Below are 11,591 nucleotides of genomic sequence, written 5' to 3' on the forward strand. Positions count from 1 at the left end.
GGACGGCGTCACCCTCCGCGCGGCCATCCCGCCGCAGGGGGGCATCGGAAACGAATTTTCGGGTCACGGGTTCTTCACGATCTGAACAGGATTGCGTTGCATGGTGCCTTCATGCAACGCACGCAACGCGACAGGACGGAGCATGGTCTCGTCCACGCAGTGTCGGCCGTCCTCTTGAGACGGGAATGGCTCCTCGTCCTGCTGGCTCTCGGGCTGGCAGCCTCGGCGGCGGTGGTCGTGTACCTGTCGCGCCCGACCGTGCTGACGGTCGCCGTGGCGCCGCAGGACGGGCCGGAGACCGGCCTCGTCGAGGCCTATTCCGCGGCGCTCGCCCGCGCCCGCGAGGATGTCCGCCTCAAGCTGGTGCGCTACGGCGACGTGCGCGACAGCGGCGGCGCGCTGCAGGCGAACAAGGCCGATCTCGCCATCGTCCGGCCCGACGTGTTCCTGCCCGAGAACGGGCTGACGCTCGCGATCCTGCACGACGAGGCCCTCCTGCTCGCCGCGCCCGAGGCGGCCGATATCGACGACTTCCCCGATCTCGCGCGCAAGCGCGTTGGGCTGGTGGTGCGCCATGCCGCCGACCTGCCCTTCCTCAACAACATGCTCGCCTTCTACGATCTCGGGCCGGGCGCGGGCGACGAGGCGGGCGCGAGCCATGTCCAGGTCGTGCCGCTGAAGGCCACCGAGGTGACGCAGGCGGTGGCCGAGAAGCGCGTCGACGCGGTGGCGGTGGTGGCGAGCCCGTCCTCGAAGGTCGCGACCGCCACGGTGCGCGCGGTGGAGCTCGCCTCGCCCGAGCGCAAGGTCGCCCTGGTCTCGGTGCCCGATACCGACGCGATCCTGCAGCGCTATCCCGAGCTGCAGGCGGTGACGATCCCCGCCGGCACCTTCGGCGGCCGCCCGAAGCGGCCGGCCGAGGAGGTGAAGACGGTGGGCGCCTCCTACCGGCTGATGGCCCGCGCCTCCGTGAACCGCGTCGCCGTGGCCTCGGTCACGCAGCACCTGTTCGAGTGGCGCTCGCGGCTCGCGGCGGTGGCCCCCGTCGCCAAGCTGATGAAGGCGCCCGAGTTCGACACCACGGTGGCGGCGACCTCCGCCCGGCTGCCGAACCATCCCGGCGCGGTCGACTATTTCGAGCGCGAGCAGCAGACCTTCCTGGAGCGCTACGAGGACTACATCTACCTGTTCGCCTTCTTCGGCGGCACGATCGGCTCCGGCATCGCCTGGCTCGGGCAGCGTCTCGCCCGCAAGCGGCGCGAGCGCGTCGACATCGTGCTCGACCGGCTGATCGACATCCTGCGCGAGGCGCGCGTGGCCGAGACCCGGGCGGCGCTCGAGACGCTGGCGCTGGAGACCGACGGGCTGGTGGCCGACGTGGTGCGCTACGCCCGCGAGCGCACCATCGACACCCGCACGGTCAGCGCCCTGATCCTGGCGGTCGACGCGGTCCACGCCGCCATCGCCGATGCCCGCCGCCAGCTCGGCGCGGACGAGGAGGAGACCCGGGCCGGCGCCCGCGCCCGCACCGCGCGGCTCCTCGCCCTCAGCGTGCCGGCCGCGGAATAGCGGGTCTCATACGACATCCGGGTGATCCCTCCGGGAGGGCGGACGTCGCCTTCGCGCGGATGTCGCCTTCGCTCAGGCGCCGCGCGGTCTCAATCGAGCACCGGCGCGCAGACCGTGCCGGCGCCCCCCGGCAGCGGCACCACCGCGACCTCGACGCCGTAGATCCGGCGCAGGGTCTCCGGCGTGACGGTCTCGGCCGGGGGGCCGAGCGCCACCAGCGTCCCGCCATGGAGCAGCGCCACCCGGTCGGCGCAGAGGAAGGCGTGGCCGGGATCGTGCGTCGAGAGGACGATGCCGATGCCGCGGGCGGCGAGCCGCCGGATCTGCGTGAGGACGCGCGTCTGGTTGCCGAAATCGAGGCTCGCGGTGGGCTCGTCCATCACGAGGAGGCGCGGCTCGCCCGCGAGCGCCCGGGCGATGAGCGCGAGCTGGCGCTCGCCGCCGCTGATCTCGGTGTAGATCCGCTCCGCGAGATGGCCGATGCCGAGCGCCTCGAGGGCGACCTCCGCCGCCGCGTGGTCGGCAGCACCCGGGCTGGCGAAGGGGCCGAGCCGGCTCGCGCGGCCCATCAGCACCACGTCCCGCACCCGGAAGGGGAAGAAGGCGGCATGCGCCTGCGGCACGTAGGCGAGGCTCCGCGCGACCGCCTTCCGCGGCATCCGCGCGAGGTCGGCCCCGTCGAGCAGGATCCGCCCGGCCTGCGCGGGCAGCAGGCCGAGCAGGGTCTTGAACAGGGTGGTCTTGCCGCCGCCATTCGGCCCGAGCAGGCACAGGGTCTCCCCCGGCTCCAGGCGGAAGCCGACGCCGGAGCCGACCGTGCGGGCGCCGTAGCCGAAGGCGAGCTCCTCGACGACGAGCATCAGGCCCAGCCGCGCCGCCCGGAGGCGAGGAGCCAGAGGAAGAAGGGCGCGCCGACGAGGGCCGTCAGGATGCCGAGCGGGATCTCGATCCGCGCCGCGTTGCGGGCGATTAGGTCGACGGCGAGCAGGTAGCCGGCCCCGAGCAGCACCGAGGCCGGCAGCAGCCGGCGGAAATCCGGCCCGACGAGGAGCCGGGCGACATGCGGCACGATCAGCCCGACCCAGCCGATCACGCCCGTGACCGAGACGGCGGCGGCGGTGACGAGGGTGGCGGCGGCGACGAGCAATGGGCGCAAGGCTCGGGTCTCGACCCCGAGCGCGCGGGCCTCCTCGTCGCCGAGGCTCATCAGGTTCATGCGCCAGCGCAGCAGGACGAGGGGCACGAGCCCGAGCAGGATCGCGGGCAGGATGGCGCCGACATCGCCGAGCGTGACGGAGGCGAGGCTGCCGAGCAGCCAGTAGGTGATGGCGGGGAGCTGGTTGTAGGGGTCGGCGAGCACCTTGAGCAGCGAGATCCCGGCCCCCAGCACCGCGCCGACCGCGACGCCGGCGAGGACCAGGGTCAGGACCGGATCGTGCCGGCGCACCGCGACCCCGACGAGATAGACCGCCGCCACCGCCGCGAGCCCGCCCGCGAAGGCGAGGCCCTGGATCGCGGCGACGGGCAGGGCCAGCACGATGCCGGCGACCGCCCCGAGGCTGGCGCCGGCCGAGACGCCGAGGATGTCGGGCGAGACGAGGGGGTTGCGGAACAGGCCCTGATAGGTCGCCCCCGCCGCGGCGAGCGCCGCCCCGACCACCAGCGCCCCCACCACCCGCGGCAGGCGCACCTGCAGCACCACGGTCTGGGCGGTCGCGTCGACCGGGGCGGTGCCCCCGGTGAGCTTGGCCCAGAGCAGGGCGGCCACGTCGAGGGGCGGCACGGCGAAGCGGCCGGTGCCGAGGGCCGCCACGGTGAGGAGGAGGAGGGCGAGCACCGGCAGCGCCCAGACGAGGGGCCCGGCCCTGAAACGGCCGGCATCCCGGGCGGCGGCCGCGGCCTCGCTCCTCACGGCGCCCGGCTCCCGGTGCCGTCGAGGAGGGCGGCGAGCTGCGCCTCGCTGAGGTCGAGGTGGTAGAAGCGCCGGTAGAAGGCCCGCACCGCCTCGGGCAGCGGCTCCGGGAACAGGTCCGGGTGGAGCAGCCCCGCGAGCCAGCGCAGGCCGATCAGCCGGTTGACCCCCGGCGGCGCGTCGAACCAGCCGAAGGGCAGGGCCGGCGCCCGGTAGATCCGGGCCGCGCGCACGGCGGCGAGGCCCTGCCAGAGCGGATCGGTGCGGAACAGCGCCTGCACGGCCGGGTCCACCGTCACGATCACGGCCGGGTTCCAGGCGAGCACCTGCTCGGGGCTGACCGCGGCGAGGCCGCCGGGGGCCGGGGGCGCCGCGTTGCGCCCGCCCGCCCGCTCCAGGATCTCGGCGTTGATCGAGCCGGGCAGGCCGGTCTCCAGCCCCTTCGGCCCGCGGCCGTAATAGACGATCGGCCGCCGCTCCGGCGGCAGGGGATCGACCCGGGCCGCCACCGTGTCGAGGATGGCCTGCGCCGCGCGCGCCAGCTCCTCGCCGCGCGCCTCCTCGCCCAGCAGCGCGCCGAGCTGGCGGTAGGTCTGCGCCGTCCCAGGCAGCGACCCGTCGAGGAGGATGTAGGGGATGCCGGTCTGCGCCTGGACCCGGTCGGCCAGCGAGGCGTAGGTCGGCCCGAGGCTGCCGGCATCGACGATCAGGTCGGGCTTCAGGGCCAGCACCGCCTCGACATTGGCCGTGCCGCCGCGTCCCGTCAGCCGGCCGGAGACCGGCAGGTCGCGGGATTCGGGCAGCAGGAACGGCGTCTCGGCCGCGCGCGGCGCGCCGACCCAGGCCGCCATCCTTGCGGGCGCCAGGGTGTAGAGCAGGACGGAGGCCGGCGGCCCGGCGGCGATCACGCGCAGGGGCCTGTCCGGCACCTCGACCACGCGCCCGGCCGCGTCGCGGAAGGGGCGGGCGCAGGCGGGCGCCGTCAGGCTCGCGAGGAGGGCGAGGCACAGGGCGAGGCCGAGGCGGGCGCGCGGGAGGGCCGGCGGGGGCTTGCGGCATGCGCGGGGTTCGGCTCACGAACGGCGAGGGTCGGCGGGACCGGGCCGCCGTATAGCCCGTCATATAGCGCATCTGCGCAGCGGACGGAGGCGAGGCTGGCATGGGCGACGGCATGGGCGACGGCATGAGCGATCGGGGCTGGACGGTGCACGGATCGACCTACCCGCTGGCGGATCGCTGGATCCGGGTGCGGGCCGACGACTGCACCACCGAATCGGGCGTGCCCGTCACGCCCTATTACGTGCTCGAATATCCCGATTTCGTGCATGTCCTCGCCGAGGACGAGGCGGGCCGGATCGTGCTGGTGCGCCAGTACCGCCACGGCAGCGCCTCCCCGAGCCTGGAATTGCCGGGCGGCGTGATGGACCCGGAGGACGCCGACATCCTCGCCGCCGCCTCGCGCGAGCTGCCCGAGGAGACGGGCTATCTCGGCGGCCGCCTGGAGCCGGTGGTCTCGCTCAGCGTCGATCCCGCCCGCTACACGAATCGGACCCATCTCGTGCGCGCCGTCGGCGTGCGGCCGGGCCCGGCGGCGCCCGAGGCCGACGAGGCGATCGAGGTGGTGCGGGTGAGCCGCGCGGAGGCGACCCGGCTCGCCCTCTCGGGGGCGATCCTCAATGCCGGGCATGCCGGCCTGCTGCTGATCGGGCTGTCCCGCGGGTGAGGGAACCGGGGCGGTTCCGCGATTGCGCCGGGTGTGGCCTGCCCGCGCTCGCCTCGCGCCCCGTCCGCGGCTAAGGTGGCGCGCCCTCTCCTGGGAGGGCCGCCTTTTCCGAGAAGACCCGCCGGACCTTTCGCGTGATGCTGCCGATCCGTGTCCTGACGATTCTCGCCGCGACCGGCCTCGCGCTCACCGTCTCCGCGTGCGGGCGGCGCGGCGCGCTCGAGGCGCCGCAGGCCAGTGCCCCGCAGCGCCCGGCGCAGGCGGCCGGCCCCGGCACGACCGCGAGCCCGCGCCAGTTGCCCGGCAGCGTCGGCCTCGGCGGCGGCTCGACGAGCCCCGATGCCGATGCCGTCCAGGCCGGCGACGAGCTCTCCGCCTCCGCCACGCCGCCCGCGGGCACGGAAGCGCCCATCGAGACGAGCCGCGGGGCCAAGCGCGGCTTCCGGATCCCGAAGGATCCGTTCATCCTCGATCCCCTGCTGTAAGGGCCGGCTGCGAGCCCGGCACGGACACGATGCATCACTTCCACTATCGCGACGGCCGCCTCCACGCGGAGGAGGTCGACCTGACGCCGCTCGCGGACGCGGTCGGCACGCCGTTCTACTGTTACAGCACCGCCACGCTGGAGCGGCACTACCGCGTCTTCGCCGAGGCCTTCGCGGGCGACGACGCCCTGGTCTGCTTCGCGGCCAAGGCGAACTCGAACCAGGCGGTGCTCCGCACGCTGGCCCGCCAGGGCGCCGGCATGGACATCGTCTCCGAGGGCGAGATGCGCCGCGCCCTCGCCGCCGGCGTGCCGGGCGAGCGCATCGTGTTCTCCGGCGTCGGCAAGACGCAGGGCGAGATGGCCGCGGGCCTCAAGGCCGGCATCCTCTGCTTCAACGTCGAGAGCGAGCCGGAGCTCGCCGCCCTCTCCGAGGTGGCGCAGAGCCTGTCGCTGACGGCGCCCGTCTCGATCCGCGTCAACCCGGACGTGGATGCGGGCACGCATGCCAAGATCTCGACCGGCAAGTACGAGAACAAGTTCGGCATCCCGATCACCCGCGCGCCCGAGGTCTATGCCCGGGCCGCCGCCCTGCCGGGCATCGCGGTGCACGGCGTCGACATGCATATCGGCAGCCAGATCACCGATCTCGCGCCCTTCGAGAGCGCCGGGCGGCTGCTCGCCGGCCTCGCCCGCGACCTGATGGCGGCCGGCCACACGCTCCGGCACATCGATTTCGGCGGCGGCCTCGGCATCCCCTACCGGGACGACAACGCCCCCCCGCCGGACCCGGCCGCGCTCGCCGCGACGCTGCGCCCGCATTTCGCGCCGCTGGGCCTGCGGCCCGTCTTCGAGATCGGCCGGATGATCGCGGGCAATGCGGGCATCCTCGTCACCCGCGTCACGTACGTGAAGCACTCGGAGGGGCGGACCTTCGTCATCGTGGACGCGGCGATGAACGACCTGATCCGCCCGACCCTCTACGAGGCCTACCACGCCGTGCGGCCCGTGGCCGAGCCCGGCGCGGACACCCCGCGCATCACCGCGGACGTGGTCGGCCCGGTCTGCGAGACCGGCGACTACCTCGCCCTCAACCGCGAGATGCCGGCGGTGAAGCCGGGCGACCTGATCGCGGTGATGACGGCCGGCGCCTACGGCGCGGTCCAGTCCGGCACCTACAACACCCGCCGCCTCGTGCCGGAGGTGCTGGTGCGGGACAGCGAGGCCGCGATCGTGCGCCCGCGCCAGACCTACGAGGAATTGATCGGCCTCGACCGGGTCCCGGGCTGGCTCGCCTGATCCCGCACCACGCGGGCGCCGCATTCGCGGACCACGCCTGATCCCGGCCGGCGGCCTCTCCCGCGCGCGCCGGCATTCGGGACGGGACGCGATGGTTCGGGCGGCCTTCCTCATCGGTCTCAGCCTGCTCGCCCTGGTGCAGCCCTGCGCCGCCGGGCCGGCGGAGGACATCGCCTTCCTCGACGGGGCGAGCTGGGGCGTCAGCCCGTCGAGCTTCGCCGCGCTCAAGGCCCAGGGCCGCGAGCGCTGGCTCGCCGCGCAGCTCCACCCCCCGGCCGAGCTGCGGCTGCCGCCCGCGGCCGCCGTCCAGGCCGCCCTGCTCGTTCCGAAGGGGAGCCTGTTCGAGCGGGTCGGCGCCCTCGACGCGCAGGGCCGGGCGGCGAACGCGCTCACCGATCCGGAGGCGCGCAAGGCGGCGCAGCAGGCCTATCAGGCCGCCCTCAACGCCGCCGCGCGCGATGCCGCCGCCCTGACGATCCTGCGCGCCCTCCACAGCCCCGACCAGCTCCGCGAGCGGCTCGCCTGGTTCTGGTTCAACCGGCTCAACGTGCATCAGGGCAAGGCGAACCTGCGCGCGATGGTCGGCGACTATCTCGACGCCGCGATCCGCCCGCACGCGCTGGGCCGCTTCCGCGACCTCCTGGAGGCGAGCCTGCGCCACCCGGCCATGCTGCGCTACCTCGACAATGCCGAGAACGCGGCCGGGCGCATCAACGAGAACTACGCCCGCGAGATCATGGAGCTGCACACGATGGGTGTCGGCTCCGGCTACGGTCAGGCCGATGTCGAGGCGCTCGCGCGCATCCTCACCGGCAGCGGCATCACCCTGAAGGCCGAGGACCCGAAGGTCCGCCCCGAGCGGCAGGCCGACATCCTGCGCGACGGGCTGTTCCTGTTCGATCCGAACCGGCACGATTACGGCGACAAGCTCCTCCTCGGACATGCGATCCGGGGCCGCGGCTTCGACGAGGTGCGCGAGGCCCTCGACATCCTCTGCCGCCACCCGGCCACCGCGCGGAACGTCACGCGCGCGCTGGCGCTCTACCTGCTCGGCACCGAGCCGAGCCCCGACCTGCAGACCCGCCTCGCCGAGACCTTCGCCCGCAGCGACGGCGACATCGCCCAGGTGACGGCCGTGCTGCTGCGCGCCCCCGAATTCACCGATGCCGCCGCCGCGCGCTTCAAGGATCCGGTGCGCTACGTCTTCTCGGCCCTGCGCATGGCCTATGACGAGCGCGTCGTCCTCAACACCCAGCCGGTGCAGGGCTGGCTCAACCGGCTCGGCGAGGGCCTGTTCAACCGCACGACGCCGGACGGCTACCCGCTCGCCGCCGCTGCCTGGGCGGGGCCGGGCCAGCTCGCGACCCGGTTCGAGATCGCCCGGCAGATCGGCTCCGGGCCGGCCGGCCTGTTCAAGCCGCCCATGCCGGACGCCGCCGAGGAGCCGGCCTTCCCACTGCTGCAGAACGGCCTCTACTTCGCGGCGCTCGCGGGCACCCTGAGCGCGACGACCCGCGAGGCGCTGGCGCGGGCGGTCTCGCCGCAGGACTGGAACACCCTCTACCTCGCCTCGCCGGACTTCATGCGCTGATATCGCGTTGCGAACGATCGCCGCCGCGCCGTCGCACGGGCAGACGACGATGCGTCGGGATCATCGTCGTCTGGCACAAGGTTCTTTCGGGAGAGAGCCATGAACCGCCGTGATCTCATCCGGTCCGCCGCCCTCCTCGGGGCCTCGACGGTCGCCGGGCGCGTCTGGGCGGCCCCGCGGGCCGAGGCGCGGCTCCTCGTCGTGTTCCTGCGCGGCGCCTACGACGCCGCCAACGTGGTGGTCCCCACGGGCAGCGACTTCTATTACCGGGCCCGGCCGAACCTCGCGCTCGCCAAGCCCGATCCCGGCAATCCGGGCGCGGCGCTCCCCCTCGACGCGGATTGGAGCCTCAACCCGGCCCTGCGCGAGACGATCCTGCCGCTCTTCGCCAAGGGGCAGGCGGCCTTCGTGCCCTTCGCCGGCACCGACGACGTCACCCGCAGCCATTTCGAGACGCAGGACACGATCGAGCTCGGCCAGACCATCGGGGGCGCGCGCGACTACAATTCCGGCTTCATGGCGCGGCTCGCCGCCGAGCTGACGCGGGTGCGCCCGATCGCCTTCACCGAGCAGGTGCCGCTGATCTTCCGCGGGGCGGAGACCGTGCCGAACATCGCCATCAACGGCGTGGGCAAGCCCGGCATCGACGCGCGGCAGGCCAAGCTCATCGCCGCGATGTACCGCGATTCGAGCCTCCGCCCGGCGGTGGAGGAGGGGTTCCGCGTGCGCGACGCCGTCTACCAGTCGATCTCGGACCACGCCGCCCAGGCGGACCGCGGGGCGGTCTCGCCCAAAGGGTTCGAGCTGTCCGCCCGCCGGATCGGCCGGCTGATGCGTGACGGGTTCAACCTCGGCTTCGTCGATGTCGGCGGCTGGGACACCCATGTGAACCAGGGCGCGGCCACCGGTTACCTCGCCGACCGCCTCGCCGAGCTCGGCCGGGCGCTCGCGGGCTTCTCCGAGGAGATCGGCTCGGGCTGGAACGACACCGTGGTGGTGGTGCTGTCGGAATTCGGCCGCACCTTCCGCGAGAACGGCAACCGCGGCACCGATCACGGCCACGGCTCGGTCTACTGGGTGCTCGGCGGCGGCCTGAAGGGCGGCCGCATCGCCGGGCCGCAGGTGCGCGTGGCCGAGGCGAGCCTGTTCCAGAACCGCGACTATCCGGTGCTCACCGATTACCGGGCGCTGCTCGCCGGCCTGTTCGCCCGCCTCTACGGGCTCGACCGGCCCAGCCTGCGCCGCGTCTTCGCCGAGGTGGATCCGGTCGATCTCGGGCTGCTCTGAGCCTCAGCCCGCCACCGCCGCCCGGAGATCCGCGATCAGCGCGTCGACCCGGGCCGGGTCGGCGTCCCAGGCGAACATGAAGCGGGCGCCGCCGCCGATGAAGGTGTAGAAGCGCCAGCCCCGTGCCCGCAGGGCCTCCATCACGGCGGGCGGCAGCGCCAGGAACACGGCGTTGGCCTCCGCGGGGAAGAGCAGCGCGACCCCGGGAAGATCCGCGACGGCCTCGGCGAAGCGGCGGGCGCAGGCATTGCCGTGGGCCGCGTTCCGGAGCCAGGCGCCGCCCTCCAGCATGCCGACCCAGGGGGCGGCGAGGAAGCGCATCTTCGAGGCGAGCTGGCCCGCCTGCTTGCAGCAGTAGCCGAAATCCTCGGCGAGCGCGGTCTTGAAGAACACCACCGCCTCGCCCGCATGCATGCCGTTCTTGGTGCCGCCGAAGCAGAGCACGTCGATGCCCGCCCGCCAGGTCATGTCGGCGGGGCTGCAGCCGAGGCCGGCGCAGGCATTGGCGAAGCGCGCCCCGTCCATGTGCAGGCTCAGGGACAGGTCCCGGCAGGTGGCCGAGAGGGCGCGCAGCTCGTCGAGGGTGTAGACCTGCCCCGTCTCGGTCGGCTGCGTCACGGTGACGACGCGGGGCTTGGGGAAGTGGATGTCGGTGCGCCCGGCGAGCGCCCGGATCGCGTCGGGCGTCAGCTTGCCGCCCTCGGTGCGGGCCACGAGCAGCTTCGAGCCGTTGGAGAAGAATTCCGGCGCGCCGCACTCGTCGGTCTCGACATGGGCCTAATCGGCGCAGATCACGCTGTGGTAGGACTGGCACAGGGCGGCGAGCGCGAGGGCGTTGGCCGCGGTGCCGTTGAAGGCGAAGAAGACGTCGCACGCGGTCTCGAACAGGGCGCGGAACGCGTCCGCGGCGCGCGCCGTCCAGGCATCCTCGCCATAGGCCGGGGCATGGCCGCGATTGGCCGCCTCCATGGCGGCCCAGGCCTCCGGGCAGATGCCGGAATAGTTGTCGCTGGCGAATTGCTGCGCGTCGCTCGTCATCGCTCCTTCTTGTCAGATCCCTGGGCCGTCCGCACCTCATCGGAGCGGTTGGAAGTCGTGCGCAGTTGGTGTAAAGCCAGCCGCAAGGTGCCGACAACGCGCCGATTCGCGACGATTCCGATCCGCGTCCCGCCCGGGCGACCCCCGGGACAGGGGCGTTTGTCGGTTTCCTGATAAGTGCGGATCCGGCCCGGGTCGCCCCAGACCGATTGCAAGTTCCAGAGGATCCAGTCCGTTGCAGGTACTCGTTCGCGACAACAACGTCGATCAGGCGCTCCGCGTCCTCAAGAAGAAGATGCAGCGTGAGGGCATCTTCCGTGAGATGAAGCAGCGCAAGGCCTACGAGAAGCCCTCCGTGCGCAAGGCTCGCGAGAAGGCCGAGGCCGTCCGCCGCGCCCGCAAGCAGGCCCGCAAGACCGCCATCCGCGAGGGCCTGATCGCCGCGCCGAAGCCGAAGCCCCGCGTTCCGGGCGCCGGCCGTCGTCCGGGCGGCTTCTCGGCGAGCCCCGCCCCGTCGGCGCAGGCTGCCGCTCCCGCCGTCGCCTCGTAAGACGGGAAACCCGCGCCCGACGGCGCGGGTCGCTCCAGAACCTGCAATCAGGCCCGGCCGCATCTGCGGCGCGGGCCTTTTTGCTGTTTGGCGCCGAGTCACCGTGACAGGAAGGTCGCATCCTGTCGGCATCGCGAT

The 11,591-nt window shown here is 73.5% G+C and carries 10 protein-coding genes and 1 pseudogene; 7 read left to right on the plus strand and 4 right to left on the minus strand.

Features of this window, described 5'->3' with window-relative positions:
• The first annotated feature begins 174 nt into the window (after positions 1-174).
• A complete protein-coding gene (locus MTDSW087_RS06570) occupies positions 175-1,569 on the plus strand; it encodes a TAXI family TRAP transporter solute-binding subunit (protein WP_144762072.1) in 1,395 nt (464 codons plus the stop codon).
• An 89-nt stretch (positions 1,570-1,658) separates the two neighbouring features.
• Here the strand turns inward: MTDSW087_RS06570 and MTDSW087_RS06575 are convergent, their stop codons facing one another.
• From MTDSW087_RS06575 to MTDSW087_RS06585, 3 genes are read right to left on the minus strand one after another with little or no spacing between them, the layout of a single operon-like run.
• Positions 1,659-2,432 (minus strand): ABC transporter ATP-binding protein, encoded by a 774-nt coding sequence (locus MTDSW087_RS06575; protein WP_144761827.1) that lies wholly within the window; start codon positions 2,430-2,432, stop codon positions 1,659-1,661.
• A complete protein-coding gene (locus MTDSW087_RS06580; RefSeq protein ID WP_144761830.1) occupies positions 2,429-3,481 on the minus strand; it encodes a FecCD family ABC transporter permease in 1,053 nt (350 codons plus the stop codon). The genes MTDSW087_RS06575 and MTDSW087_RS06580 overlap by 4 nt, the downstream gene beginning before the upstream one ends.
• Positions 3,478-4,491 (minus strand): iron ABC transporter substrate-binding protein, encoded by a 1,014-nt coding sequence (locus MTDSW087_RS06585; RefSeq protein ID WP_144761832.1) that lies wholly within the window; start codon positions 4,489-4,491, stop codon positions 3,478-3,480. Before MTDSW087_RS06585 ends, MTDSW087_RS06580 begins: the two co-directional genes overlap by 4 nt.
• Positions 4,492-4,640: 149 nt before the next feature.
• Here MTDSW087_RS06585 and MTDSW087_RS06590 point away from each other — a divergent pair, with 149 nt between their 5' ends.
• The 5 genes from MTDSW087_RS06590 (at position 4,641) to MTDSW087_RS06610 (ending at position 9,865) form a co-directional block, all read left to right on the plus strand.
• Entirely contained in the window at positions 4,641-5,204 is a 564-nt protein-coding gene (locus MTDSW087_RS06590) for an NUDIX hydrolase (RefSeq protein ID WP_238179213.1), read from the plus strand.
• A gap of 137 nt (positions 5,205-5,341) precedes the next feature.
• Entirely contained in the window at positions 5,342-5,689 is a 348-nt protein-coding gene (locus MTDSW087_RS06595; RefSeq protein WP_144761835.1) for a lipoprotein, read from the plus strand.
• Positions 5,690-5,718: 29 nt separating this feature from the next.
• Positions 5,719-6,987: a diaminopimelate decarboxylase gene (gene lysA, locus MTDSW087_RS06600; RefSeq protein ID WP_144761838.1), complete on the plus strand. Its 1,269-nt coding sequence runs from the start codon at positions 5,719-5,721 to the stop codon at positions 6,985-6,987.
• A gap of 91 nt (positions 6,988-7,078) precedes the next feature.
• Positions 7,079-8,578 carry a DUF1800 domain-containing protein gene (locus MTDSW087_RS06605; RefSeq protein ID WP_144761841.1) on the plus strand — a complete coding sequence of 500 codons (1,500 nt, stop codon included), beginning with the start codon at positions 7,079-7,081 and terminating at the stop codon, positions 8,576-8,578.
• 99 nt (positions 8,579-8,677) lie between these two features.
• On the plus strand, positions 8,678-9,865 hold the full coding sequence (locus MTDSW087_RS06610) for a DUF1501 domain-containing protein (protein ID WP_144761844.1): 1,188 nt from the start codon (positions 8,678-8,680) through the stop codon (positions 9,863-9,865).
• Between the two features lie 3 nt (positions 9,866-9,868).
• Here the strand turns inward: MTDSW087_RS06610 and MTDSW087_RS06615 are convergent.
• Positions 9,869-10,903, minus strand: a pseudogene (locus MTDSW087_RS06615) (threonine aldolase family protein).
• Between the two features lie 235 nt (positions 10,904-11,138).
• Between MTDSW087_RS06615 and rpsU the strand changes: the two are divergent.
• Positions 11,139-11,453 (plus strand): 30S ribosomal protein S21, encoded by a 315-nt coding sequence (gene rpsU / locus MTDSW087_RS06620; RefSeq protein WP_142585131.1) that lies wholly within the window; start codon positions 11,139-11,141, stop codon positions 11,451-11,453.
• The last annotated feature ends 138 nt before the right edge of the window (positions 11,454-11,591 follow it).

Source organism: Methylobacterium dankookense (assembly GCF_902141855.1).
GTDB lineage: Bacteria > Pseudomonadota > Alphaproteobacteria > Rhizobiales > Beijerinckiaceae > Methylobacterium > Methylobacterium dankookense.